Below are 23,558 nucleotides of genomic sequence, written 5' to 3'. Positions count from 1 at the left end.
CCCTGGTCAGAGGCCGGGGCGGCGGTCTACCGTCCGTCCATGGCAGCTCCTCGCGACCTCGCTTTCGACCCGTGGGACCCCGCGTTCCTCGCCGACCCGTACCCCGCCTACGCCGAGCTGCGGGAGCAGGGCCGGGTGCGGTACTTCGAGCCGACCGACCAGTGGCTGGTCGCCCACCACGCGGACGTCTCGGCGCTGCTGCGCGACCGGCGCCTGGGACGGACCTACCTGCACCGGTTCAGCCACGAGGAGTTCGGCCGCACCCCGCCCCCGCCGGAGCACGAGCCGTTCCACACGCTCAACGACCACGGCATGCTCGATCTCGAACCGCCGGACCACACCCGCATCCGCCGCCTGGTGTCCAAGGCGTTCACCCCGCGCACGGTCGAGCGCCTCAAGCCGTACGTGCGCCGGCTCGCGGACGACCTGGTGGCGGGGCTCGTCGAGGCGGGCGGCGGCGACCTGCTGCGGGACGTCGCCGAGCCGCTGCCGGTCGCGGTGATCGCGGAGATGCTGGGCATCCCGGAGTCCGACCGCGCGCCGCTGCGCCCCTGGTCGGCGGACATCTGCGGCATGTACGAGCTCAACCCGGGCGAGGAGGCCGCCGCGAGGGCGGTCCGCGCGTCGGTCGAGTTCTCGGACTACCTGCGCGACCTGATCGCCGAACGCCGCAAGAACCCCGGCGACGACCTGATCTCCGGCCTGATCGCCGCCCACGACGAGGGCGACCGGCTCACCGAGCAGGAGATGATCTCCACCTGCGTGCTGCTGCTGAACGCGGGCCACGAGGCGACCGTGAACTCCACGGTCAACGGCTGGTGGGCGCTGTTCCGCCACCCCGACCAGCTCGCCGCCCTGCGCGCCGACCACTCCCTGGTCCCCACCGCGGTGGAGGAGCTGATGCGCTACGACACCCCTCTCCAGCTCTTCGAGCGCTGGGTGCTGGACGAGATCGAGATCGACGGCCAGGTCATCCCGCGCGGCGCGGAGATCGCGATGCTGTTCGGCTCCGCCAACCACGATCCGGCCGTCTTCGCCGACCCGTCCCGCCTGGACCTGACCCGCCGCGACAACCCCCACATCTCCTTCAGCGCCGGCATCCACTACTGCATCGGCGCCCCGCTGGCCCGCATCGAACTGGCCGCCTCGATGACGTCCCTCCTGGAACGCGCCCCCACCCTCCGCCTGGCCGCGGAACCCGTCCGCAAGCCGAACTTCGTGATCAGGGGACTGGAGGGGCTGGCCGTGGAACTGGGGTGATCACCCGTTCGGCTGATCACCGGCTCATTCCTGCCGAGGTACGTGCGTGGCTCGTCAAGCTGGTGTCCGCCTGCGGAGGGAGGCACCATGACGGTTATGGCAGAACGTGGGTCGGCCCAGTTGTCGGTGGACATGTTCGAGCGGATCGCGGAGTTCGCCGAACGTGAGGACGAGACCGTCAGGTTCGAGTTCATCAACGGACGGATCGGGCTCAGGAAAGTGACCAACGGCAACCACGGCGCGATCATCATGTGGCTCGTCCGTCAGTGCATGCAGGCCAGGCCCGAACTCGATCTCAGCCCGGTGCAAGGGCTGAAGGTGGAGTCCTACCGCAAGGGCCGGGCCCTGCCGGACGCGGTGCTCGCCCCCGTCGCCCACTTCGCGGGGCAGGGGGACTGGGCAGACACCAAGGGCGTGCTGATGACGGTGGAGGTCACCTCTTTCGACTCGGACACGCACGATCGCGACCGTGTGGAGAAACCCCAGGCCTACGCCGAGTCAGGGATCCCCGTCTATCTGCTGATCGACCGCGACCGCCGTTCCGTCCTCGTACACAGTGACCCGGACCCGGTGGTCGGCTACCGGAACGTCCTGAAGCGCCGGTTGGGTCAGAAGGTCGTGCTTCCCGACCCCGTCGGAATCGAGTTGGACACCGAGGAGCTCAAGCCGTACATGGACTGACCCCCCCCGCTGCCCCGGTGCGGGGCGTCGGGGAGGGAGCCCGGGCGGGTGGAGCTACTTCGTCTCCAGGTCCCGTCGGCGGAAGCCGGTCAGGCCCAGCCACAGCAGGGCGACGGCCACGACGGTCAGCAGGAACAGCGGGGTCCAGCGCATGTCGGCGGCGGGCAGGCGGGGGATGTGGCCGAAGGGGGAGAGGTTGTTCATCCAGTCCGGGAACCGGAGGATCTGGCCGAGATAACCGACCACGAACGCGTACACCGGCACGGCCCAGGCCGCCTGGCTCGCCCGGGGGAACCAGCCGAAGAGGACCACCGCCACGCCGACCGTGACCCACAGGGCCGGTGCGTACGCGAGGGCCGCGCCCGTCAGGTCGGGCACCAGCCCGGCGTCACCGGTCGAGGCCGCGCCCGCCAGGCCGAAGCCGAGCCCGGCCAGCAGCAGGACGACCGTGCCGCCGCCCATGGCCACCGCCAGATGGCCGCCGACCCAGCGGGAGCGTGAGAGGCCGGTGGCGAGCAGGGGCTCGGCGCGGCCCGCCGTCTCCTCGGAACGGGGCCGCAGGGCCGCCATCACGACGTACACCGACGCCACGACCGTCAGGACGACCATGACCATCGAGGCGAAGGACTCGGCGACGCTCGCCCCGCCGATGCGCTCCAGGGCCTCCTCGAGTTCGTCGATGCCCGCCAGCATGTCCTCGGCGTCCCCGAGGATCGACCCGTACATCGCGCCCATCAGGAACAGGCCGGCGCCGAAGCCGGCCAGCATCCCCCGGTGCAGGCGCAGGGCGAAGCCGACCGGTGTGGTGAGCGCGGCGGAGGCGGTGGGGCTGCCCGGTTTCTGCGGACGCAGTCCCGTGCCCACGTCCCGGCGGGTGGAGAGCCGGAAGCCCGCAGCCGCGCACCCCGCCGCGCACAGCAGGCACAGCAGCAGCGGCCACCAGCGGTCGTCGACGTACGGGTAGCTGCGCTGCACCCAGCCGATCGGGGACAGCCAGGACAGGGTGTCGTTCGTGCCGCTGTCGCCGGCGGCGCGCAGCACGTAGGCGATGCCGATGACCGCGAGCGCCGTTCCGGACGCCCCGCGCGTGTGCGCGGTGAACTGGACGGTGACCGCGGCGACGGCGGCGAAGACGAGACCGGCGGCGGCGTGGGCGAAGCCGTAGACCAGCGAGCCGCTCGCGTCGACCCCCTCCAGACCCAGGCCGGTCAGGCCGAGGGCCAGCAGCAGCGCGAGTGCGAGGTTGGCCAGGGCGGCGACGGCCAGGGCGGCGGCGAGGTGGGCGTGCCGGCCGACGACGGCCGAGCGCACCAGCTCGGCGCGGCCCGTCTCCTCCTCCGCGCGGGTGTGCCGTGTGACGACCAGCACGCTCATGAGGCCGACGAGGACGGCCGTGAAGCCGATCATCTGGTGGCTGAGGAGGGAGCCGAAGCCGTCGTCGGTGAGGTAGTGGCGGGGGCCGGACATGGCCAGGCCGGCCGGGCTGTCCACGCTTCTGACGGCGTTCGCCCGGTCCTCCGGGTCGCTGTACAGCGTCCTGAAGCTGTTCGCCGTCATGAGGGTGGAGAGGAACAGGGCCAGGATCCACACGGGGAGCCGGATCCGGTCCCGGCGCAGGGCGAAGCGGATCAGGGTCCGGGTGCCTGCCAGCGCGTTGCCGCCCGCGACCGGTGCGGCGGGCGCCCGGGTGCCGGGGTCGGCGGTGACGGAGGTCATCGCGGTTCTCCGTCCGTGCCCTGTCCGGCGGCGTGCCCGTCGACGCCGGTGCCGTGCCCGTTGGCGGCCAGCTCGTCGCCGTAGTGGCGCAGCATCAGCTCCTCCAGGGTGGGCGGGTGGCTGACCAGGCTGCGGACGCCGAGGTCGGTGAGCGCGCGGACGGCGGCACCGACTTGGGCGCCGTCGACGGTGAAGCGGATCCGGCCGGTGGCCTCGTCGACGGTCCGCAGGTCGTGGACGCCGGGCAGGCGGGCGAGGTCCGCCGCGGGCCGTTCGGTCTCCGCCTCGACGGTGGTGCGGGTCAGATGACGCAGCTCACCGAGGGTGCCGGTCTGCACGGTCCGGCCCTGGCGGACGATGCTCACCCGGTCGGCGAGCTTCTCCACCTGGGCCAGGATGTGGCTGGAGAGCAGCACCGTCCGCCCGGCGGCCTTGGCCTCGGCGATGACGTCCTGGAAGACGACCTCCATCAGCGGGTCGAGCCCCGCGGTCGGCTCGTCCAGCAGCAGCAGTTCGGCGTCGGAGGCGAGCGCGGCGACGATGGCGACCTTCTGCCGGTTGCCCTTGGAGTAGGCGCGGCCCTTCTTGGTCGGGTCGAGGTCGAACCGCTCGACGAGTTCGGCGCGGCGCCGCTCGTCGAGGCCCCCGCGCAGCCGGGCCAGCAGGTCGATGGCCTCGCCGCCGGTCAGCCCCGGCCACAGCTCCACGTCACCGGGGACGTAGGCGAGACGGCGGTGCAGCGCCACGGCGTCGCGCCACGGATCCTGCCCCAGCACCTCGGCGGTGCCGGAGTCGGCGCGCAGCAGACCGAGCAGCACGCGGATGGTGGTCGACTTGCCTGCGCCGTTGGGGCCGAGGAAACCGTGGACCTCGCCGGTCTCGACGCTCAGGTCCAGCCCGTCCAGTGCGTGGGTCCGGCCGAACGACTTGCGCAGCCCGGACACGGAGATGGCCTTCGTCATGCTGCGCAACGTACGCTTCCTTCAGAAGATTGTGAAGTTAAGGAACCGTATAAATCCCGACTGGACTGATCCAGGGCGCCTGAGCAGGGGAGATGATCGGATCATGGTGGAGCCCAGCGGGACGGACCGGGACGCGGAGGTGATCTCGCGGTTCGTGGAGCACTTCGCGGCGCAACTGGTGGAAGCCGGGCTCCCGCGTATGCCCGCCCGTGTCTTCGTGGCTCTGCTCGCCTCCGACGCCGGTGTCCTGACCTCCGCCGAGCTGAGCGAACAGCTCAAGATCTCCCCGGCCGCGGTGTCCGGCGCGGTGCGCTACCTGTCCCAGGTGCGCATGGTGTCGCGCGAGCGTGAGCCCGGCTCGCGCCGGGAGCGTTACCGGGTCCACGGCGATCAGTGGTACGAGGCCCTCACCAATCGCGAGGCCGTCATCAGGCGCTGGGAGGTGGCTCTGCGGGAAGGCGTCGCCAGTCTGGGAGGGGACACCCCGGCGGGCCGCCGCCTGGCGGAGACGCTGGCCTTCTTCGAGTTCGTGGAGAAGGAGGTCCCGGCGATGATGGAGCGCTGGCGCGCCCGGCGCGAGGAACTGTTCGGCGGGGACGGGGCGGACGCCTAGCGCGCCGGGACCGTCAGCCCCCACGCGCCCTCCCGGACCTCCCACGTGCGGGTGCGGACCGGGCCGGAGACCGTTGCGTCGGCGCGGTAGCGGAAGTGGGCGCCGGAGACCGTGATCGTGCGGCCCTCCGCCGACAGGGCGGACGCCTCGGCGCCGACCGAGGCGGGGCGGACCTCCACATGGGCCGTGCCCGAGGCGCCGGGGACGACCGAGACGGCCTCCACCGACTGGTGCAGGTCGACGAGCGTCTCCCCGTCCACCTCCACCCGCAGCCGCGTGGGCCCCGAACCGGGCGCGGCGGGCGGCCGGGCGGGCGCGAGCGTGCGCACCAGGGAGCGGCAGGTCCGCAGCCAGGGGCGGGGCACCCCGTCGGCGGGGTCCCGCGCGGGGTCCCGCGCGGGGGACGTGGCGCCGAGCGGAGGGATCCGCAGCGCGCCCAGCACCACCCCGTCGCTGTCGTCGACCAGCAGGTCCATCCGCCGCTCCGCCCCGTCCAGCACGGCCCGAGCCGCGGCCACCGCCCCGGACGGCACGCCCAGTGCCCGGGCGAGCGACACGGAACCGCCCACCGGCACCAGGGACAGCGCGCACCCGGCCAGCTCCCGCTGCCGGTGCAGCAGCGTCACCGCCCGCACCAGGGCCCGGTCGTCGCCCACCACCACCGGACGCCGTGAGCCGCGCCGGGCGAGCGCCCGGGCGAACTCCTCGGGACCGTCCGGCAGGCACACCTTCGCGCCCGCCGCACCCGCGCGGAGCACGTCCCGCGCGATCCGGACCGACTCGCCGTCCGCCCGCCGGGCGACCGGATCGATGACCACCAGGAGCTGATCGGACGTCGCGGAAGACGTCCAGGATGTCGCCACCTCGGCCATGCCTCGCTTCCTCGGGTAGCATCTTTGTGCAAGAGCCCCTTTGCGCTATTGCGCCAGGGGCTTCGTCTATTCCGGGGCATCCGGTCCGACGGTTGGCGGCCAACGGTGGTCGCGGTGCACGCGGCGGAGATCCTCCGTGTGCGCCCCTGACCTTGGACATGCCCCGCCCGGAAGGGGTGTACGCGCGTGCCCGCACTTGTGCTGCTCGGTGCTCAGTGGGGTGACGAAGGCAAGGGAAAGGCGACGGACCTGCTCGGTGGTTCCGTCGACTATGTGGTGCGCTACCAGGGCGGCAACAACGCCGGCCACACGGTGGTCGTGGGCGATCAGAAGTACGCCCTTCACCTGCTCCCTTCCGGGATCCTGTCCCCCGGCTGCACGCCGGTCATCGGTAACGGCGTCGTCGTCGACCCGTCGGTCCTGCTCTCCGAGCTGAGCGGTCTGAACGAGCGCGGCGTCGACACGTCCAAGCTCCTGATCAGCGGCAACGCGCACATCATCACGCCGTACAACGTGACGGTGGACAAGGTGACCGAGCGTTTCCTCGGCAAGCGGAAGATCGGCACCACCGGCCGCGGCATCGGCCCGACCTACGCCGACAAGATCAACCGCGTCGGCATCCGGGTGCAGGACCTCTACGACGAGTCGATCCTCACCCAGAAGGTCGAGGCGGCGCTCGACGTCAAGAACCAGATGCTCACCAAGCTCTACAACCGGCGCGCGATCGCCGTGGAGCAGGTGGTCGAGGAGCTGCTGGGCTACGCGGAGAAGCTCGCCCCGTACGTCGCCGACACCGTGCTGGTGCTGAACGAGGCGCTGGAGCAGGACAAGGTGGTCCTCTTCGAGGGCGGCCAGGGCACCCTGCTCGACATCGACCACGGTACGTACCCCTTCGTCACCTCGTCGAACCCGACCGCCGGCGGCGCCTGCACCGGTGCCGGCGTGGGCCCGACGAAGATCAGCCGGGTCATCGGCATCCTCAAGGCGTACACCACCCGCGTCGGCGCCGGACCGTTCCCGACGGAGCTGTTCGACGAGGACGGCGAGGCGCTGCGCCGCATCGGCGGCGAGCGGGGCGTCACCACCGGCCGTGACCGCCGCTGCGGCTGGTTCGACGCGGTGATCGCCCGCTACGCGACCCGGGTGAACGGCCTGACGGACTTCTTCCTCACCAAGCTCGACGTCCTCACCGGCTGGGAGCAGATCCCGGTCTGCGTGGCGTACGAGATCGACGGCAGGCGCGTCGAGGAGCTGCCGTACTCGCAGACGGACTTCCACCACGCGAAGCCGGTCTACGAGATGCTGCCGGGCTGGAACGAGGACATCAGCAAGGCGAAGTCCTTCTCCGACCTGCCGAAGAACGCCCAGGCGTACGTTAAGGCACTGGAGGAGATGTCCGGCGCCCCGATCTCCGCGATCGGCGTGGGCCCGGGCCGCGACGAGACGATCGAGATCAACTCGTTCCTGTAGGCCTGCCGCCGTGTGCACCGGCGCCCGCGCGGGCGCCGGTGCACAGGCATAGCCTGGACGTGTACCGCCGCGTGCATCGACGTGGAAGAGGGTGAGTGCGATGCGCGTGATGCTCAAGGCGACGCTGGACACGGAGAAGGCGAACGAGGTCATCCGCAGCGGGAAGATGCCCGAGCTGATGCAGGAGACCCTGGAGCGGCTCCACCCCGAGGCCGCCTACTTCGGTCCGCTCGGCGGCCGCCGGACCTGCCTGCTCGTCCTCGACCTCGAGGACAGCTCGCGGATCCCGCCCACCGGCGAGCCGTTCTTCTCGCAGTTCGACGCCCAGGTCGAGATGACCCCGGTGATGAACGCGGACGACCTGCGAAAGGGGCTCTCCGCGCTGGGGTGACCCTCAGCTGAAGACGATCATCGACCCCTGCGCCAGGCTCCGGGTGGCCGCCGCGTGCAGGCCGAGCCAGACGTGCCGTTCGCGGGCGAACGGGCTCGGGTCGTAGGGAGCGGGGACGGCCGGCTCCTCCAGCTCCGTGGGAGCCTGCGGCGGTTCGGGCGCGGCCGGCGGGTTCGCCGGGTCGATGCCGATCGACGGGGCGACCAGCTCCAGTTCGCGCAGCAGCGCGTGCGAGGAGCCCAGCGGTCCGCCGCCCGCGAGGAGTTCGTCGCTGGACAGCGGGCTCGGGAAGTCCACGGGCACGTACGCGCCCGCGTGGTCGTAGTGCCACACCAGGTGCGACTGCTGGGCCGTCGCCTCGAACATCTCCAGCAACTGCTCGTAGTCACCGCCCAGTTCGTCCACCGGGGTGACCGGAAGACCACAGACCTGGAGCAGGTACACGCGCCGCAGGAAGTGCAGGGCGTCGTAGTCGAACCCGGCGACCGGGGCGACGTCGCCGGTCAGTCCCGGCATGTACTGGTACACCGGCACCGGCGGCAGCCCCGCGTCGGCCAGCACCGTGTTGTACTGCGCGAGTTCCTCGGCGAAGGGATTGTCGGGCGTGTGGCACAACACGTCGACGAGCGGTACCAGCCACAGGTCACAGGCCAAAAGAGGACTCCTCGTATCGCGCGGTCGTCGGGTGGGACGTCCGGGTCCGGGAAGACGGTTCGGGACAGGGGTCAGGGAAGCGTATCGGCGTCCCGGGCGGACGGATCCTCCTGTGCGGGCCGTCGTACAGGTCCCTTACCCGCCGCGTCGGCCGTCAGGCCCTCCACGAGGGACAGGGAGTACGCGGTGTACGCGTCGAGGATGGCGCGCGCGGTGTCGGTGTCGCCCTCGGTCAGAGCGTCCACCAGCTCGGTGTGACGCGCCCAGAGGCGGCCCCGCGGATCGGGCAGCTGCCGCAGGTGCTGCACCACGTACACCCACATCTGCACCCGCAGCCGGTGCAGGAAGTCGGTCAGGTACGGGTTGCCGAACGCGGACGCCAGCTCCCGCCAGAAGCGCAGGTCGTAGCCGATCAGCACGGTGACCTCGCCGGCCAGGGCCGCGCGCCGGGCCTCCTCGCCGCGCCGCCGCACCCCCGCGAGGAGCGCCGCCAGCCGTGGCTCGTCGGGCCGCAGGTGCGGCGCCCCGCCGCTGGTGAGCGCGTGGAACATGCCCTCGGTGACCAGGCTGCGCGCCTCGATCATGCCGCGGAAGTCGTCGGGGGAGTACTCGTGCACCCGGAAGCCCCGGTGCTGGTCGGCGTCCAGCAGCCCCTGCGCCGACAGGTCGACCAGCGCCTCCCGCACGGGCGTCGCGGACACCCCGTACTGGTCGGCGATCTCCTTGACGGTGAACTCCTGCCCCGGCTGGAGCCGCCCGGCCAGCACCTCGTCACGGAGCGCGTCGGCGATCTGCTGCCGCAGGGTGCTGCGGGTCACGGCGACGTGGCCGAGGCGGGGCATGGTCGGGGCGTCTCCCTCATCGCGTTCGAGTGGCGTGCTCGCGGAAGTCCACGGGCACGCCACCTTACGCGGTCCGGGCGCGGCGCCGGATGTTCGAACGGGCGCGGGCGGGAGATCCGCCGCGCGCCCGTCCGGAACCGGTGGGGACCGCCCCCGTGCCGGTTACCTCACGTACTCGTCGGCCACCGACAGGGCCGCGTCCAGGGCCGCCAGACCCTCCTTCAGCTCGGCCTCACTCGTGTTGAGCGGCGGCACCACATGGGTGCGGTTCATGTTCACGAAGGGCCACAGACCGGCCTTCTTCGCGGCGGCGGCGAACGCGGCCATCGGGGCGTTCGCCTCGCCGGACGCGTTGTACGGCACCAGCGGCTCCCGGGTCTCCCGGTCGCGCACCAGCTCCACCGCCCAGAACATGCCGGTGCCGCGCACCTCGCCCACGCTCGGGTGACGCTCGGCCAGCTCCCGCAGACCGGGGCCGACGACGGACGCGCCGAGGGCGGCCGCGTTCTCGACGAGGCCCTCCTCCTCCATCACGTTGATCGTCGCGACGGCGGCGGCGCAGGCCAGCGGGTGCCCGGAGTAGGTCAGGCCGCCCGGGTAGGGGCGGGTGGCGAAGGTGGCCGCCATCTCCGCGGAGATGGCGACACCGCCCAGCGGGACGTACCCGGAGTTCACGCCCTTGGCGAAGGTCATCAGGTCCGGCACGACGTCGTACAGGTCGGCCGCGAACCACGTGCCGGTCCGGCCGAACCCGGCCATCACCTCGTCGAGGACAAGCACGATCCCGTACTTGTCGCACAGCTCGCGGACCCCGGCGAGATAGCCCGGCGGGGGCGGCATGATGCCGGCGGTCCCCGGGATGGTCTCCAGGATGACCGCGGCGATCGTCGAGGGCCCCTCGAAGGCGATCGTCGTCTCCAGGTGCTCCAGCGCCCGCGCGCACTCCTGCTCCTCGGTCTCGGCGTAGAAGCGCGAGCGGTACAGGAACGGCGCCCAGAAGTGCACGACCCCGGCGGTGGCGCTGTCGGACGCCCAGCGGCGCGGGTCGCCGGTGACGTTCACGGCCTGCTGGGTGCCGCCGTGGTACGAGCGGTACGCGGAGAGCACCTTGGGCCGGCCGGTGTGCAGCCGGGCCATGCGCAGGGCGTGCTCCACGGCGTCGGCGCCGCCGTTGGTGAAGAAGATCTTGTCCAGGTCTCCCGGGGTGCGCTCGGCGATCAGGCGGGCCGCCTCCGAGCGCGCCTCGACGGCGAACGCGGGCGCGAACGTCGTCATCCGCGCCGCCTGCTCCTGGATCGCGGCGACGACCTTGGGGTGCTGGTAGCCGATGTTCGTGTAGACGAGGCCGCTGGTGAAGTCGAGGTAGCGGCGGCCCTCGTAGTCCCAGAAGTACGACCCCTCCGCCCCGGCGACGGCGAGCGGGTCGATGAGCTCCTGCGCGGACCAGGAGTGGAACACATGCGCACGGTCGGCGGCCTTGACGGCGGCGCCGGCCTCGGGGTTCGGCTGAGTGGTCATGCGCCCGAGGGTAGGCGGGGGCGGTGGGCGGGCGACATCGGCGGGGTGTCTGCGGTGCGGGGGTTTCCGCGACAGGTTGTCGACAAGGGAGGCGGGCGGGGGACGGCGAGTGATTGACAGTTTACTGTCGTCATGACAGGATATTGTCATAGCTAGGCAGTGGAATCGACCCCAGGGAGCGGTCATGACCCGCAAGCCCGTGCATCTCGCCCTCTACGACACCTGGGCCGACTGGGAGACCGGTCACGCCACCGCGCACCTCGCCCTCGCGGGCTTCGAGGTCCGCACCGCGACCCCCGGCGGCTGGCCCGTCACCAGCATGGGAGGCCTCCACGCCCGGCCCGACCTCGCGCTGGAGGAGCTGCGCCCCGAGGACAGCTCCCTGCTGATCCTCCCCGGGGCCGCCGCCTGGGACGAGGACGACGACCTCGCCCCCGTCGCGCGCACCGCCCGCGCCTTCCTCGACGCGGGCGTGCCGGTGGCCGCCATCTGCGGCGCCACCGCCGGGCTCGCCCGCGAGGGCCTGCTCGACGACCGCGCGCACACCAGCGCCGCCGCCCCCTATCTCGCGGCGACCGGATACGCGGGCGCCGGGCGGTACGTGGAGGCCGACGCCGTCACCGACGGCCCGCTCGTGACCGCCGGACCGACCGAGCCGGTCGCCTTCGCCCGCGAAATCCTCCGCCTGCTCGGCGCCTACGACGACAAGGCGGTCGACGCCTGGTACCGGCTGTTCCACCACTCCGACCCGGCCGCGTACACGGAGTGGACGGAGGCGGTGAGCCGGTGAGCGAGGAGGAACAGGAGCTGCTCAGCCGCGCCGCGCTCGGCGCGTTCAGGCTCAACGGCCAGTTCCTCGCGGTCGCCGAGGAGCTGGCCCGGCCCGCCGGGATCACCGCCGCCCGGTGGCAGGTGCTGGGCGCGGTGCTCAGGGAGCCGCTGCCGGTGTCCGGGATCGCCCGCGCCATGGGCATCACCCGGCAGAGCGTGCAGCGCGTCGCCGACCTGCTGGTGGAGCGGGGGTTCGCCGAGTACCGGCCCAACCCCGCCCACCGCCGGGCCAAACTCCTCGCCCCGACCGAGGAGGGATACGCGGCCGTCCGCCGCATCGACCCCGGCCACGCGGCCTTCGCCGCACGGCTCGCGACGGCGTACCGGGAGGCGTACGGGGAGGAGGGACTCGCGGAGGCGGTGCGGGCGCTGGAACGTCTGTCCACGGTGCTCGACGGTCTCGGCACGCCTGTTACGGAACCGTAGACGTCGCCCCGCCCGACCGGCACCGGCCCGCCACTATCCTCGATCCGTTGCTCACTGCGGGGGGAAGGCGGCGCAGCGATGGACCAGCTCGGGATCGGGGATCCGCAGACGATCGGGGGCTACCGGCTGCTCGCGCGGCTGGGCGCCGGCGGCATGGGCCAGGTCTACCTCGCCCGCTCCGACCGGGGACGCACCGTCGCCGTGAAACTCGTCCGCGAGGAGCTCGCCCGGCAGGAGGAGTTCCGCGCCCGCTTCCGCCAGGAGGTGCGGGCCGCCCGGCAGGTCGGTGGCGACTGGACCGCACCCGTGCTGGACGCCGACACCGAGGCGGCCGTGCCGTGGGTTGCCACCGGGTACGTCGCCGGGCCGAGCCTGCAGCAGGTGGTGGGCCACGACCACGGGGCGCTGCCCGAGCGGTCGGTGCGCATCCTCGGCGCCGGCCTCGCGTACGCCCTCAAGGACATCCACGCGGCCGGGATCGTCCACCGCGACCTCAAGCCGTCCAACGTCCTCGTCACCATCGACGGGCCGCGCGTCATCGACTTCGGCATCGCCCGGGCGCTGGAGACGATCACCGACGGCGGGCTCACCCGCACCGGCGCGCTCGTCGGCTCGCCCGGCTTCATGGCGCCCGAGCAGGTGCGCGGCGACCGCATCACGCCCGCCTGCGACGTGTTCTGCCTCGGCTCCGTGCTCGCCTACGCGGCGACCGGCAGGCTGCCGTTCGGCACCGCGGGCAGCGGGGTGCACGCGCTGATGTTCCGCATCGCGCAGGAGGAGCCCGATCTGACGCAGGTGCCCGAGGGGCTCGCCGACCTGGTGCGGGCGTGCCTGCGCAAGGACCCGGCGGCCCGGCCCACGCTCGACGAGGTGCTGGCCGCCACCGGCGCGCAGGACACGGTCGCCGACGGCCGCTCCCGCGACCCGTGGCTGCCCGGCGCGCTGGTCGCCCAGCTGGGCCGGCACGCGGTACGGCTGCTCGACGCGGAGGACCCTCAAGGGCCGGGGTCCTCCAGGCAGCGCGGGGAGGACGCGCCCGCCGAGCACGCGCGCGCCGCCGACGACGGCGCGGCCCCGCCCCCGGACGCGTCCGCCCCGCCCCCTCCGGGACAGCCCGGCGTGAACCACCTGCCCACGGTCGTCGTCGGCCAGGGCGGCGACCCGGCCCCGCCGCCGGGGGCTCCGGGCGCGGGCAGCGGACACGGCGGACACGGGGGAGGCGCGTACGGCGGGGGCGCCTACGGGCAACCGCAGCAGCATCCGCAGCCGCCCGCCTACGGCTACCCGTACGGCGGCCACGGCGCGGGCGCGACCCCGCCCTACGGTCCGCCGCCCTACGGACCGCCGCCGTACGTCCCGCCCTCGCAGGAGCCGCGCCGCGACAGCCGCTCCACCGCGCTGCTCGTGGTGATCGCGCTGGTGGTGGCGCTCGCCGCGGGCGGCAGCGTGTACGCGCTGATGAGCGGTGCCCGGGACGACGACCGCGCGGGCGGCGACCCGTCGACGCCCGCCGCGCCGAGCAGCGCGCCGCAGAGCACCGGCGACGCGGCCACCACCGACGACGCCCCGCCCACGGGGACGGGCTCACCGAGCGGCGGCGCGCCCGCGGGCGGGCCGGTCCCGGAGGAGTTCCTCGGCCGCTGGTCCACCACCATCGACAACGACAGCGGCTCCCACAGCCGCCGCCTCACCGTGCAGCAGGGCGAGATCGGCGACACGGTGATGTCCCTGGTGGCCGACGGTCCCACCGGCAACGGCACCTACCACTGCGTCTTCGAGGCCCGCCTCACCGGCGCCTCCGACGGCCGCCTCCGGATCGGCCCCTCCACCGTCACCGTCGGCGAACCCCGCACCGCCTGCACCCCCGGCTCCGCGAGCGACATCACCCTGCTCCCGAACGGCTCCCTCCGCCGCACAAGCACGGGCACGGGCGAACAACTGACGTACACACGCGACTGACGGCACCCCGCGAGCGCCGGGCTGCGCCCCCTCGGCTCGCACTCACACCGGCGCGGGTGGACGCACGGCGCTCGCACTCATACCGGCGCGGGTGGACGCACGGCGCTCGCACTCATACCGGCGCGGGTGGACGCACCGCGCCCGTCCCACACCAGCGCGCACCGGACGCACCGCATACCGAACCGCCCCCGGCGGCCCCTCACCGCGCCTCCGGCGGCCGCTGCCGAGGCATGTTCGGCCGTGCCCCGTTGGGCGGAGCCGAAAACCGCCCGACGGGCAGCGCCCCCTCAGGCCGCCCCCCGCCGGCCAGCGCGTTCCGCACCCCCAACGGCACCCCGCTCCGGAACTCCAGCATCCAGTCCGCCGTCTCCGTCCGGACCAGCTCCGTCACGTCCTCGGTGAACCGCCGCAGCACCGTCAGACACCGCTCCGCGGCCTCGCTCGCCGTCCCCTCCGCAGGCCCCAGCACCTCCCGCACGCACTCCGACGCCCAGTCGAACTGGAACGCCTGCAGCCGCCGCTGCACAGCCTGCGCGGTCGCCACGTCCCGCATCCACCCGGACGTCATCCCGAAGAACCGGTCGCCCGCCACACACGCGACAGCGACCAGCAGCGCCAGATACCCCCACGGCGTGACACCGTCCGCCGCCCCGGTCAGATCCAGCAGCGGCAACGCGGCCCCGGCCAGCGCACCCACCGCCGTACCGGCCCGCAGCGCCCACGCGCACCGCCGCTTCCACATCCGGTCCTCGAGGTACCACGCGGCGGTGTCCAGCGCCCCGCGCTCCACCCACCGGTACAGCTCGTCCAGCCGCGCGGCCGGCTCCCCCCAGTCCCCGAGCGGGAACGCCCGGCCGACGGGATCGCCCGGACGCAGCCCCGCCGCGCCTTCGCCCCGCCCGTCGTGAGGCCGACCCTCGGGCTGCATCTCCGGCTGAACCACCCGGTTTCTCCCCTCCTGAACCGACCTGACCGACCCGCGCGCACGCACCGCGCAGGCACCGCACGCGGTCGGCCGGTCACGCGTGGTGCTCGCGCGCCGGGCCCTTCCTACCGCCCAACGGGTGGGCGCGTCGGGGGTTCGCGCGCTTTTACGCCCGGAAGAAGGCGGTCATCAGGTATAGGGCCCGGGAACGGACTCACCCGAAAGAGTGCCGGGGCGACGGCCGTCCCGAGCACGTAGGCTCGTGCCGAGCGGTGCGTGACCCGCACCCGGAGCGACGTAGCGACCCGAATACCGACCCGAATACCGACCCGAATACCGACCCGACGTACCGACCTAGGAGCGAATCGTGATCCCCGGTGGTGGCCAGCCCAACATGCAGCAGCTGCTCCAGCAGGCCCAGAAGATGCAGCAGGACCTGGCCAAGGCCCAGGAGGAGCTGGCGCGCACGGAGGTCGAGGGCCAGGCGGGCGGCGGCCTGGTGCGGGCCACCGTCACCGGCTCCGGCGAACTGCGGGCGCTGAAGATCGACCCGAAGGCCGTGGACCCGGAGGACACCGAGACCCTCGCGGACCTGGTCGTCGCGGCGGTCCAGGCGGCGAACGAGAACGCGCAGACGCTGCAGCAGCAGAAGCTCGGCCCGCTCGCCCAGGGCCTCGGCGGGGGCGGCATCCCCGGCCTCCCCTTCTGACGGGGGCGGCCGGCCGGCCGGGGCTTCCCGGCCCTCCAGGGCTCTTCTAAGCAGGGCCGCGGCCCTCTACCGTACGTAGTGAAGGAACATCAGGAAGGGACGGCAGTCCGTTGTACGAAGGCGTGGTCCAGGACCTCATCGACGAGCTGGGACGGCTTCCCGGCGTCGGTCCCAAGAGCGCGCAGCGGATCGCCTTCCACATCCTGCAGGCGGAACCGACGGACGTACGGCGTCTGGCGCAGGCGCTGATGGAGGTCAAGGCGAAGGTCCGCTTCTGCGCGGTCTGCGGGAACGTCGCGCAGGAGGAGCTGTGCGGCATCTGCCGCGACACCCGGCGCGACCCCGCGGTCATCTGCGTCGTGGAGGAGCCGAAGGACGTCGTCGCGATCGAGCGCACGCGTGAGTTCCGCGGCCGCTACCACGTGCTGGGCGGCGCGATCAGCCCGATCGACGGGGTGGGCCCCGACGATCTGCGCATAAGGGAGCTGCTGGCGCGGCTGGCGGACGGCACGGTCACCGAGCTGATCCTCGCCACGGACCCCAATCTCGAAGGCGAGGCCACGGCCACGTACCTCGCCCGCATGATCAAGCCCATGGGCCTGAAGGTCACCCGCCTGGCCAGCGGCCTCCCGGTGGGCGGCGACCTGGAATACGCGGACGAGGTCACGCTCGGCCGCGCCTTCGAGGGGAGACGACTCCTAGATGTCTGACGCCACGCTGCACGCGACCGACCAGAACCCGGACGACTTCGCGGTCCAGATCGCCGATCAGATCGAGAGCTTCCTGGTGGCCGTCACGGAGGTCGCGAAGGGCGACGAGCCGGACTCGGCGGTGCCCTTCCTCCTCCTGGAGGTCTCCCAGCTGCTCCTGGCCGGCGGCCGGCTGGGCGCCCACGAGGACATCGTCCCCGACGAGCGCTACGAGCCGGACATGGGCCCCGAGCCGGACGTGGACGAGCTGCGCGAGAACCTGGCGCGGCTGCTCGACCCGATCGACGTCTACTCCGAGGTCTTCGACCCGTACGAGCCGCGCAAGGCCTCCGTCCCGGCCCGCATCTCCGACGACCTCACCGACGTCATCACCGACCTGCGCCACGGCATGGCCCACTACAAGGCGGGCCGCACGTCGGAAGCGCTGTGGTGGTGGCAGTTCTCCTACTTCTCCAACTGGGGCTCCACGGCGTCGGCGACCCTGCGCGCCCTCCAGTCGGTCGTCGCCCACGTCCGCCTGAACCAGCCCCTCGCCGAACTCGACGGCCTGGACACGGACCAGGGCCTGGGCGACGAGGCCCTGGAGGCCGAGGCCGGCAGGGTCATGGCCGAAGAGATCGGCACCCCCCTGCGCATGCGCCCGGTCCAGTGACCCGCCGCCGGCTCCCGGCGACGACGCCCCCAGGTGCCGCAGCACCTGGGGAAGCCCGGGCCGGTCATGGATGTGTCCCCCGTGAAACGTGCCTCCCGTCAGGCGTGACCGGCCGAAAAGGACCGTGCGCGGTGTGACGCGGGGCACTTTTCCGAGTGGTGGGGCGTGGGGCTGGGCAGGAGCCCGTCGCGGGCGTCCGGTGTCTCACCATGCGATATCGCGAAGGGTGGATTTTCGGACGTCGATAGACTGAGCGGACCGCAGCGCACACATATGTGGGCGGACTGTGGACAACGACGGACTGAGCGAGGAGCGCACGTGGGCCTTGTCGTGCAGAAGTACGGAGGCTCCTCCGTAGCCGATGCCGAAGGCATCAAGCGCGTCGCCAAGAGGATCGTGGAAGCCAAGAAGAACGGCCACCAGGTGGTCGCCGTGGTTTCCGCGATGGGCGACACGACGGACGAGCTGATCGATCTCGCCGAGCAGGTTTCCCCGATTCCTGCCGGCCGCGAGCTCGACATGCTGCTGACCGCCGGAGAGCGGATCTCCATGGCCCTGCTGGCCATGGCGATCAAGAACCTGGGTCACAACGCCCAGAGCTTCACCGGCAGCCAGGCAGGTGTCATCACCGACTCGGTCCACAACAAAGCCCGCATCATCGATGTCACGCCGGGCCGGATCAAGGCCTCGGTGGACGAGGGCAACATCGCCATCGTCGCCGGGTTCCAGGGCGTCAGCCAGGACACCAAGGACATCACCACGCTCGGCCGCGGCGGTTCCGACACCACCGCCGTCGCCCTCGCCGCGGCGCTCGACGCCGAGGTGTGCGAGATCTACACGGACGTCGACGGTGTGTTCACTGCCGACCCCCGCGTGGTGAAGAAGGCCAGGAAGATCGACTGGATCTCGTTCGAGGACATGCTCGAACTGGCCGCCTCCGGTTCCAAGGTGCTGCTCCACCGCTGCGTGGAGTACGCCCGCCGGTACAACATCCCGATCCACGTCCGCTCGTCCTTCAGCGGACTCAAGGGCACGTGGGTCAGCAGCGAGCCGATCGAGCAAGGGGACAAGCAGGTGGAGCAGGCTCTCATCTCCGGTGTCGCGCACGACACCTCCGAGGCCAAGATCACGGTCGTCGGCGTGCCCGACAAGCCCGGCGAGGCCGCGTCGATCTTCCGCACCATCGCGGACGCCGAGATCAACATCGACATGGTCGTGCAGAACGTGTCCGCCGCGTCCACCGGCCTGACGGACATCTCCTTCACCCTGCCGAAGTCCGAGGGCCGCAAGGCCATCGACGCCCTGGAGAAGAACAAGGGCGCCATCGGCTTCGACTCCCTGCGCTACGACGACCAGATCGGCAAGATCTCCCTGGTCGGCGCGGGTATGAAGACCAACCCCGGGGTCACCGCCGACTTCTTCACCGCGCTCAGTGACGCCGGTGTGAACATCGAGCTGATCTCGACCTCCGAGATCCGCATCTCGGTCGTCACCCGCAAGGACGACGTGCCGGAGGCCGTGCGCGCCGTGCACACCGCCTTCGGACTCGACTCCGACAGCGACGAGGCCGTGGTCTACGGAGGCACCGGCCGCTGATGACCGGCACCGCAGGACCCGGACGTTCCGGGCGGCCGACGCTCGCGGTCGTGGGGGCGACCGGGGCCGTCGGCACGGTCATGCTCCAGATCCTGTCGCAGCGCGCGGACATCTGGGGCGAGATCAGGCTCGTCGCCTCCCCGCGCTCGGCCGGCCGCAAGCTGTCCGTGCGCGGCGAGGAGGTCGAGGTGGTGGCGCTCACCGAGGACGCCTTCGACGGGGTCGACGTCGCCATGTTCGACGTGCCCGACGAGGTCTCCGCCGAGTGGGCGCCCGTCGCCGCCGCGCGCGGTGCGGTCGTCGTCGACAACTCCGGCGCCTTCCGCATGGACCCGGACGTGCCGCTGGTCGTCCCCGAGGTCAACCCGCACGCGGTACGCAGCCGTCCCCGCGGCATCGTCGCCAACCCCAACTGCACCACCCTGTCGATGATCGTCGCGCTCGGCGCGCTGCACGCCGAGTTCGGCCTGCGCGAGCTGGTCGTCTCGTCGTACCAGGCGGTCAGCGGCGCCGGTCAGGCCGGCGTGCGGACCCTGCGCGACCAGCTCTCCCTGGTCGCCGGCACGGAGCTGGGCACGAACCCCGGCGACGTACGGCGGGCCGTGGGCGACAACACCGGGCCCTTCCCGGAGCCGGTCGCGCTGAACGTCGTGCCGTGGGCCGGGTCGCTGCGCGAGGACGGCTGGTCGTCCGAGGAGATGAAGGTGCGGGACGAGTCCCGCAAGATCCTCGGCCTGCCCGCCCTCCCGGTCGCCGTCACCTGCGTCCGCGTCCCCGTGGTCACCGTGCACTCCCTCACCGTGCACGCCCGCTTCGAGGGCGAGGTCACCGTCGACAAGGCGCGCGAGATCCTCGCGACCGCCCCCGGCGTCGTCCTCTTCGACAACCCGGCCGCCGGGGAGTTCCCGACGCCCGCCGACGTCGTCGGCACCGACCCCACCTGGGTCGGCCGGGTGCGCCGGGCCCTGGACGACCCCACGGCGCTGGAGCTCTTCGTGTGCGGGGACAACCTGCGCAAGGGGGCCGCGCTCAACACCGCGCAGATCGCCGAGCTGATAGCCGCTGAGCATCGGGCGGTCGAGCGGTAAAAAGGTCTGGATCACAGAAGATTCATTTGTAGGATCTGTGAGGGGCTCGGAGCCGGACCGGTCGGTTCTGGCCACTTGAACATGCAACTTCCTGGGCCGAGGATTGCAGACGAGGATTCACCTCCCCGCCAGCCGCAACCGTGCGGAGGGCGGGGAGCGTCTTTGCGGTCACCCTTATCCGGGACGTGGGGACGCTGCTTCCCAGACGTGGGGACGTCTGGAGCCGGGCGTGGGGACGTCCGTTCATATGAAACACAGGGGAAGAGCGGGACGCATGAGGGCATTCGGTGTGCTGTCGGTGGTGCTGCCTGACGCGGGTGGGCGGTGGACGGTACCGGTCGGCGCAGACGTGACGCCCGGCACGTACAACCCTTACGGGGGGAAGTGTGTCCAACTGGCGTGGCAGAGGTACTCGACTTCACAGCGCCCCGTGGCACGGCGTTCCGGCCGCCTCGCGGCACGCTCCGGCCCCGCGTGGCCGGCGCGTCCGGTGGCATGCCGGTGATCGCCCCCATGCCCGCAGCGCGCCCCGCCCGCATCCCCGGTCAGCGCGACGGCGCCGACGAGACGACGGCGGCCGGCACCACGGTCGACCACCTCACCGAGACCTACCGCGCGCACTACCGCTCGCTGCTGGGCCTCGCCGCGCTGCTCCTCGACGACACGGCCTCCTGCGAGGACGTCGTCCAGGAGGCGTTCATCCGCGTCCACTCCGCCCGCAAGCGCGTCCGTGACCCGGAGAAGACCCTGGCCTACCTGCGCCAGACGGTCGTCAACCTGTCCCGCAGCGCGCTGCGCCGCCGCATCCTCGGCCTCAAGCTGCTGTCCAAGCCCATGCCCGACATGGCGAGCGCGGAGGAGGGCGCGTACGACCAGCTCGAACGCGACTCCCTCATCAAGGCGATGAAGGGGCTTCAGCGCCGCCAGCGCGAGGTGCTGGTGCTGCGCTACTTCGCCGACATGACGGAGGCCCAGGTCGCCGAGACGCTCGGCATCTCGCTCGGCTCGGTCAAGGCGTACGGCTCACGCGGCATCGCCGCGCTGCGGGTGGCCATGGAGGCATCGGCATGAGCGACGGCCAGGACGTGCGGGACCCGCGCCTCGAGGAACGCGAGCCGGTGGGCTCGCGGGACTCCTCCGGCGCGGCGGACACCGCGAAGGGCCAGGAGCCCGCGGAGGGCCGTACGGCCGGCGCCGGCGAGGACTCCGCCGACGGCGACGGCGGACCCGAGGGCGACCGGCGCGCGGCCGGATCCGGACGCACCGCGGACGCGGTGGGGGAGGATGACTCCGCGTCGGAGCCGCAGGCCGAGGACGTGGAGGACACCGCACCTGACCCGGAACCGGACCCGGAACCGGAACCGGACCCGGGCCCTGATGCCGCGGAACGCCGTCCGGAACCCGTACGGGATCCGGACCACGGGGGCGTGCCCGAGGGGGACGGGCTCGCGCGGCTGCGCGCGCTCGTGACCCCGCACGGGCAGAACCCGACACACACGCACGCTGGGAACGGAACTGTGAACGACGGCCGGGACGAACAGAGCCCCGAGGGGCTCGACTCGGACGAGCTGCATCTGCGCACCCTGCTGCACCAGGCCGTCCAGGACGTGGAGCCGAGCGACGGCACCCTGGACTACCTGCGCCGGGCGGTCCCCGCCCGCCGTGCGCGCAAACGCCAGGCACTCGTCGGCGCGGCGGCCGCCGCGCTCTTCCTCGGCACCGCCGTCCCCGCGGCGGTCCACGTCTCCACCACCTCCGGCTCGGACGCCAACCCGTCCGCCGTCGGCCACGCCTCGCAGGCCCAGGGCGGCACCGGGCAGGGCAAGGAGGCAGGAAGCGGCGAGACCACTGCGGGCGGCGCCTCCGACGAGGTCGGCGACGACAGGAAGGACCCCACGAAGGAGGGGGACAAGGCCGGCGCGAGCACCGGTACGAGCACGGGCGCCTCGGAGGGCGGTGATCCCTCGGCCGGCACCACGGCGGACGCCCCCGCCTGTACCGCCGGTCAGCTCGGTCCGGCCACCGCGACCAGCGCCGCCCCCGACTCTGCGGGCGCGGTCTACGGCTCCTTCCGGGTCGCCAACGTCTCCGGCACGGCGTGCGTCGTCGAGGGCGCGGGCACCGTGAGCGCGACCCCGCAGGGCGCGGCCGACGCGGCGAAGATCGGCACGGCCCGTCATGTCGCGGGCGACGCTGCGGCCGCCCTGCCGGACCCGTCGCTGGAGGCGGCGACCGTGGTCCTGAAGCCGGGCGAGGCGTACGAGGTGCGGTTCGCCTGGGTGCCCTCGGAGACCTGTCCGGTCCCCGGCGACACCGCGGGCGGCGGCACCGGCGGCCCCTCGGCAGACCCGACCCCGACCGAGGAGCCGACGAACACGACCGGGGCCTCCTCGGGCACGGGCACCGGCACGACGACCCAGCTCCTCCGCCAGGACGGCGGCACCGAGGGCAGCGTGGCGGTGACCTACACGACGGCCACAGGCTCGGGCACGGCCACCACCACGGTCAGCAACGCCTGCGCGGGGACGGTCTACTGGACGGGGCTGCTGGCCCAGGCCTAGGGACCTGGCGGACGGCCGGACCGGAGCGGCACCATGCCCACGGCGCCCTGCTCACGGGCACGTCCGTCGTTCGGGAGAGCCCTCCGGCCGTAGCCGCTGTCGCGGTCCGGAGGATCCGGGGTCACACCCCCGACGTGCTGGACGGCTTCCGCTCCGTCACCGGATCCGCCGATTCCGCAGCGGCCACCGCCGATTCCGCGGCGGCCTCCCTCGCTTCGGCCTCCGCCTCCTCCGGCAGGATGCCCAGCTCCGCGTCCCGGGCGAGCTCCACCTCGCGGCGGAACAGGCGGAACCACATGAAGATCGCGAAGCCGACGAAGGCGAACCACTCCGCGGTGTAGCCGAGGTTCTGGAAGGCCTTGAGGTCGAGGCCCGTGCCGCCGGGCGCGGACGCGGGGACCGCGCGCATGCCCGAGTCGCCGTCGTTCAGCGTGACCCAGGCGTCGTAGACGTCGTACGGGACGAGGTTGATCAAGGAGGCCGCGCTGATCGCGGCGGTCTGTCCCTCCGGCAGGCCGCTGCGGGCGCTGACGCCGTTGCTGCCGGGCGTCTCGGAGGCCTGGAGCGCTCCGGTGACGGTGACCTCGCCGGCGGGCGGCGCGGGCGCCTTCGAGGGGTCGGGCTCGCCGGGCAGCCAGCCGCGTACGACGGGCAGGGCGCGGCCGGCTTCGGTGCGCAGCAGGGTCAGGACGTAGTAGCCGTCCTTGTCGTCCAGCGTGCGGTCGGGGACCAGGAGCTGGGTGTCGTACCGGCCGGTCGCGGTGGTCTGCTTGCCGGACGTGGCCTTGGTCACGGGCAGCAGGTCGTCCAGCGGCCGGGGCTTGTCCTTCCTGGCATCGGCGACCTGCGCCTCGGCCTCGCGGTGGTTGTCCACCCGGTCCTCGAACCGGCCCAGCTGCCAGGACCCCATGAACACGCAGAAGGGGATCGAGAGCAGCAGGAAGACGTTGATCGCCCACCAGCGGGGGGTCAGCAGAAACCGGTACACGCCCTCAACGGTACGGGCCCGCGGACGGTTCCCGTCCCGCGGGGTCGCCTGCGGGACGGCCCTCGAGGGCCCGGGCGAGCGGGTCCTCGGAAGGCCCGGGCGAGCGGGTCCTCGGAAGGCCCGGGCGAGGGCCT

General features: G+C 72.6%; 23 protein-coding genes. 15 read left to right on the top strand and 8 right to left on the bottom strand.

The window, feature by feature from the left end; translation table 11 throughout:
- The first annotated feature begins 39 nt into the window (after nt 1–39).
- Nucleotides 40–1,260 carry a cytochrome P450 gene (locus ELQ39_RS14525; protein ID WP_242592136.1) on the top strand — a complete coding sequence of 407 codons (1,221 nt, stop codon included), beginning with the start codon at nt 40–42 and terminating at the stop codon, nt 1,258–1,260.
- An 87-nt stretch (nt 1,261–1,347) separates the two neighbouring features.
- On the top strand, nt 1,348–1,941 hold the full coding sequence (locus tag ELQ39_RS14520; protein ID WP_242592135.1) for a Uma2 family endonuclease: 594 nt from the start codon (nt 1,348–1,350) through the stop codon (nt 1,939–1,941).
- A gap of 54 nt (nt 1,942–1,995) precedes the next feature.
- On the opposite strand, the gene ELQ39_RS14515 is transcribed toward ELQ39_RS14520, so the two are convergent.
- Together ELQ39_RS14515 and ELQ39_RS14510 are read right to left on the bottom strand one after the other, a co-directional pair.
- The gene (locus ELQ39_RS14515; protein WP_225641074.1) at nt 1,996–3,657 is read right to left on the bottom strand and encodes an ABC transporter permease; all 1,662 of its coding nucleotides are present in this window, start codon (nt 3,655–3,657) and stop codon (nt 1,996–1,998) included.
- The gene (locus tag ELQ39_RS14510) at nt 3,654–4,619 is read right to left on the bottom strand and encodes an ABC transporter ATP-binding protein (protein WP_225625587.1); all 966 of its coding nucleotides are present in this window, start codon (nt 4,617–4,619) and stop codon (nt 3,654–3,656) included. Before ELQ39_RS14510 ends, ELQ39_RS14515 begins: the two co-directional genes overlap by 4 nt.
- Before the next feature lie 103 nt (nt 4,620–4,722).
- Here ELQ39_RS14510 and ELQ39_RS14505 point away from each other — a divergent pair, with 103 nt between their 5' ends.
- Entirely contained in the window at nt 4,723–5,232 is a 510-nt protein-coding gene (locus ELQ39_RS14505; protein ID WP_225641071.1) for a GbsR/MarR family transcriptional regulator, read from the top strand.
- On the opposite strand, the gene ELQ39_RS14500 is transcribed toward ELQ39_RS14505, so the two are convergent.
- Nucleotides 5,229–6,104 (bottom strand): diacylglycerol kinase family protein, encoded by an 876-nt coding sequence (locus tag ELQ39_RS14500; RefSeq protein WP_242592134.1) that lies wholly within the window; start codon nt 6,102–6,104, stop codon nt 5,229–5,231. The genes ELQ39_RS14505 and ELQ39_RS14500 overlap by 4 nt on opposite strands.
- Nucleotides 6,105–6,290: 186 nt before the next feature.
- Between ELQ39_RS14500 and ELQ39_RS14495 the strand changes: the two genes are divergently transcribed.
- Complete coding sequence (locus ELQ39_RS14495) at nt 6,291–7,574, top strand: adenylosuccinate synthase (protein WP_225625584.1); 1,284 nt, start codon at nt 6,291–6,293, stop codon at nt 7,572–7,574.
- A 100-nt stretch (nt 7,575–7,674) separates the two neighbouring features.
- A complete protein-coding gene (locus ELQ39_RS14490; protein ID WP_190004673.1) occupies nt 7,675–7,965 on the top strand; it encodes a hypothetical protein in 291 nt (96 codons plus the stop codon).
- A gap of 3 nt (nt 7,966–7,968) precedes the next feature.
- Here the strand turns inward: ELQ39_RS14490 and ELQ39_RS14485 are convergent, their stop codons facing one another.
- From ELQ39_RS14485 to ELQ39_RS14475, 3 genes are all read right to left on the bottom strand, one after another.
- Complete coding sequence (locus tag ELQ39_RS14485) at nt 7,969–8,619, bottom strand: hypothetical protein (RefSeq protein ID WP_190004674.1); 651 nt, start codon at nt 8,617–8,619, stop codon at nt 7,969–7,971.
- Between the two features lie 71 nt (nt 8,620–8,690).
- Nucleotides 8,691–9,461 carry a GntR family transcriptional regulator gene (locus ELQ39_RS14480; RefSeq protein WP_225625583.1) on the bottom strand — a complete coding sequence of 257 codons (771 nt, stop codon included), beginning with the start codon at nt 9,459–9,461 and terminating at the stop codon, nt 8,691–8,693.
- Between the two features lie 162 nt (nt 9,462–9,623).
- Complete coding sequence (locus ELQ39_RS14475) at nt 9,624–10,979, bottom strand: aspartate aminotransferase family protein (protein ID WP_242592133.1); 1,356 nt, start codon at nt 10,977–10,979, stop codon at nt 9,624–9,626.
- Nucleotides 10,980–11,163: 184 nt separating this feature from the next.
- Here ELQ39_RS14475 and ELQ39_RS14470 point away from each other — a divergent pair, with 184 nt between their 5' ends.
- The 3 genes from ELQ39_RS14470 to ELQ39_RS14460 all read left to right on the top strand — a co-directional run bounded on the left by ELQ39_RS14470 (nt 11,164) and on the right by ELQ39_RS14460 (nt 14,195).
- Nucleotides 11,164–11,769, top strand: coding sequence for a DJ-1/PfpI family protein (locus tag ELQ39_RS14470; RefSeq protein ID WP_242592132.1), 606 nt, complete (start codon nt 11,164–11,166; stop codon nt 11,767–11,769).
- Complete coding sequence (locus ELQ39_RS14465; RefSeq protein ID WP_190004678.1) at nt 11,766–12,236, top strand: MarR family winged helix-turn-helix transcriptional regulator; 471 nt, start codon at nt 11,766–11,768, stop codon at nt 12,234–12,236. Before ELQ39_RS14470 ends, ELQ39_RS14465 begins: the two co-directional genes overlap by 4 nt.
- A gap of 78 nt (nt 12,237–12,314) precedes the next feature.
- A complete protein-coding gene (locus ELQ39_RS14460; RefSeq protein ID WP_242592131.1) occupies nt 12,315–14,195 on the top strand; it encodes a serine/threonine-protein kinase in 1,881 nt (626 codons plus the stop codon).
- 199 nt (nt 14,196–14,394) lie between these two features.
- Here ELQ39_RS14460 and ELQ39_RS14455 read toward each other — a convergent pair whose 3' ends face one another.
- The gene (locus tag ELQ39_RS14455; protein ID WP_225625581.1) at nt 14,395–15,138 is read right to left on the bottom strand and encodes an SLATT domain-containing protein; all 744 of its coding nucleotides are present in this window, start codon (nt 15,136–15,138) and stop codon (nt 14,395–14,397) included.
- Nucleotides 15,139–15,487: 349 nt separating this feature from the next.
- On the opposite strand from ELQ39_RS14455, the gene ELQ39_RS14450 reads away from it, so the two are divergent.
- The 7 genes from ELQ39_RS14450 to ELQ39_RS14420 all read left to right on the top strand — a co-directional run bounded on the left by ELQ39_RS14450 (nt 15,488) and on the right by ELQ39_RS14420 (nt 22,436).
- Entirely contained in the window at nt 15,488–15,829 is a 342-nt protein-coding gene (locus ELQ39_RS14450) for a YbaB/EbfC family nucleoid-associated protein (protein WP_078492938.1), read from the top strand.
- 110 nt (nt 15,830–15,939) lie between these two features.
- Entirely contained in the window at nt 15,940–16,539 is a 600-nt protein-coding gene (recR, locus tag ELQ39_RS14445) for a recombination mediator RecR (protein ID WP_190004681.1), read from the top strand.
- Nucleotides 16,532–17,191: a DUF5063 domain-containing protein gene (locus ELQ39_RS14440; protein ID WP_190004682.1), complete on the top strand. Its 660-nt coding sequence runs from the start codon at nt 16,532–16,534 to the stop codon at nt 17,189–17,191. Before recR ends, ELQ39_RS14440 begins: the two co-directional genes overlap by 8 nt.
- Before the next feature lie 318 nt (nt 17,192–17,509).
- On the top strand, nt 17,510–18,787 hold the full coding sequence (locus tag ELQ39_RS14435) for an aspartate kinase (protein ID WP_019524303.1): 1,278 nt from the start codon (nt 17,510–17,512) through the stop codon (nt 18,785–18,787).
- The gene (locus tag ELQ39_RS14430; protein ID WP_190004683.1) at nt 18,787–19,875 is read left to right on the top strand and encodes an aspartate-semialdehyde dehydrogenase; all 1,089 of its coding nucleotides are present in this window, start codon (nt 18,787–18,789) and stop codon (nt 19,873–19,875) included. The genes ELQ39_RS14435 and ELQ39_RS14430 overlap by 1 nt, the downstream gene beginning before the upstream one ends.
- Nucleotides 19,876–20,370: 495 nt before the next feature.
- The gene (locus tag ELQ39_RS14425) at nt 20,371–20,946 is read left to right on the top strand and encodes a SigE family RNA polymerase sigma factor (protein WP_225625624.1); all 576 of its coding nucleotides are present in this window, start codon (nt 20,371–20,373) and stop codon (nt 20,944–20,946) included.
- Nucleotides 20,943–22,436: a hypothetical protein gene (locus ELQ39_RS14420; RefSeq protein WP_242592130.1), complete on the top strand. Its 1,494-nt coding sequence runs from the start codon at nt 20,943–20,945 to the stop codon at nt 22,434–22,436. Before ELQ39_RS14425 ends, ELQ39_RS14420 begins: the two co-directional genes overlap by 4 nt.
- A 121-nt stretch (nt 22,437–22,557) precedes the next feature.
- On the opposite strand, the gene ELQ39_RS14415 is transcribed toward ELQ39_RS14420, so the two are convergent.
- Complete coding sequence (locus ELQ39_RS14415) at nt 22,558–23,424, bottom strand: SURF1 family protein (RefSeq protein WP_242592129.1); 867 nt, start codon at nt 23,422–23,424, stop codon at nt 22,558–22,560.
- Nucleotides 23,425–23,558: the final 134 nt, after the last annotated feature.

The organism is Streptomyces sp. GB4-14 (assembly GCF_022696125.1).
Lineage (GTDB): Bacteria > Actinomycetota > Actinomycetes > Streptomycetales > Streptomycetaceae > Streptomyces > Streptomyces werraensis.
Note: the sequence above shows the minus strand (reverse complement) of the source record. Positions and strands in the feature narration are given on the sequence as shown.

What these genes read in the sequence shown, in the direction of transcription:
- ELQ39_RS14520 (WP_242592135.1), top strand. Translation starts at nt 1,348, where the DNA reads ATGACGGTTATGGCAGAACGTGGGTCGGCCCAGTTGTCGGTGGACATG.
- ELQ39_RS14480 (WP_225625583.1), bottom strand. Translation starts at nt 9,461, where the DNA reads ATGCCCCGCCTCGGCCACGTCGCCGTGACCCGCAGCACCCTGCGGCAG.
- ELQ39_RS14505 (WP_225641071.1), top strand. Translation starts at nt 4,723, where the DNA reads ATGGTGGAGCCCAGCGGGACGGACCGGGACGCGGAGGTGATCTCGCGG.
- ELQ39_RS14470 (WP_242592132.1), top strand. Translation starts at nt 11,164, where the DNA reads ATGACCCGCAAGCCCGTGCATCTCGCCCTCTACGACACCTGGGCCGAC.
- ELQ39_RS14525 (WP_242592136.1), top strand. Translation starts at nt 40, where the DNA reads ATGGCAGCTCCTCGCGACCTCGCTTTCGACCCGTGGGACCCCGCGTTC.
- ELQ39_RS14500 (WP_242592134.1), bottom strand. Translation starts at nt 6,104, where the DNA reads ATGGCCGAGGTGGCGACATCCTGGACGTCTTCCGCGACGTCCGATCAG.
- ELQ39_RS14475 (WP_242592133.1), bottom strand. Translation starts at nt 10,979, where the DNA reads ATGACCACTCAGCCGAACCCCGAGGCCGGCGCCGCCGTCAAGGCCGCC.
- ELQ39_RS14490 (WP_190004673.1), top strand. Translation starts at nt 7,675, where the DNA reads ATGCGCGTGATGCTCAAGGCGACGCTGGACACGGAGAAGGCGAACGAG.
- ELQ39_RS14460 (WP_242592131.1), top strand. Translation starts at nt 12,315, where the DNA reads ATGGACCAGCTCGGGATCGGGGATCCGCAGACGATCGGGGGCTACCGG.
- ELQ39_RS14425 (WP_225625624.1), top strand. Translation starts at nt 20,371, where the DNA reads ATGCCGGTGATCGCCCCCATGCCCGCAGCGCGCCCCGCCCGCATCCCC.
- ELQ39_RS14430 (WP_190004683.1), top strand. Translation starts at nt 18,787, where the DNA reads ATGACCGGCACCGCAGGACCCGGACGTTCCGGGCGGCCGACGCTCGCG.
- ELQ39_RS14515 (WP_225641074.1), bottom strand. Translation starts at nt 3,657, where the DNA reads ATGACCTCCGTCACCGCCGACCCCGGCACCCGGGCGCCCGCCGCACCG.
- ELQ39_RS14440 (WP_190004682.1), top strand. Translation starts at nt 16,532, where the DNA reads ATGTCTGACGCCACGCTGCACGCGACCGACCAGAACCCGGACGACTTC.
- ELQ39_RS14420 (WP_242592130.1), top strand. Translation starts at nt 20,943, where the DNA reads ATGAGCGACGGCCAGGACGTGCGGGACCCGCGCCTCGAGGAACGCGAG.
- ELQ39_RS14510 (WP_225625587.1), bottom strand. Translation starts at nt 4,619, where the DNA reads ATGACGAAGGCCATCTCCGTGTCCGGGCTGCGCAAGTCGTTCGGCCGG.